Here is a 210-nt window from a genome sequence, read left to right on the forward strand (position 1 = left end):
GCCCTGCGCCGGAAGATCGGGATGGTGTTCCAGAAGCCGAACCCGTTCCCGAAGTCGATCCGCGACAACGTCGCGTACGGCCTGAAGATCCAGGACTTCGACGGCGACGTCGACCAGCGCGTCGAGGAGTCGCTGAAGGGCGCGGCGCTGTGGGACGAGGTGAAAGACCAGCTCGACTCCTCGGGGCTCGAACTCTCCGGCGGGCAACAG

1 protein-coding gene is annotated in these 210 nt (G+C 66.2%); it reads left to right on the forward strand.

Going from position 1 to position 210, the window contains the following annotated elements; genetic code table 11:
• The coding region (locus EXE42_RS18370) for an ATP-binding cassette domain-containing protein (protein ID WP_137707161.1) at nt 1–210 on the forward strand (210 nt) is incomplete at both ends.

Origin of the sequence: Halorubrum sp. SP3, assembly GCF_005435195.1 — an archaeon.
In the GTDB taxonomy this organism is placed as follows: domain Archaea; phylum Halobacteriota; class Halobacteria; order Halobacteriales; family Haloferacaceae; genus Halorubrum; species Halorubrum sodomense.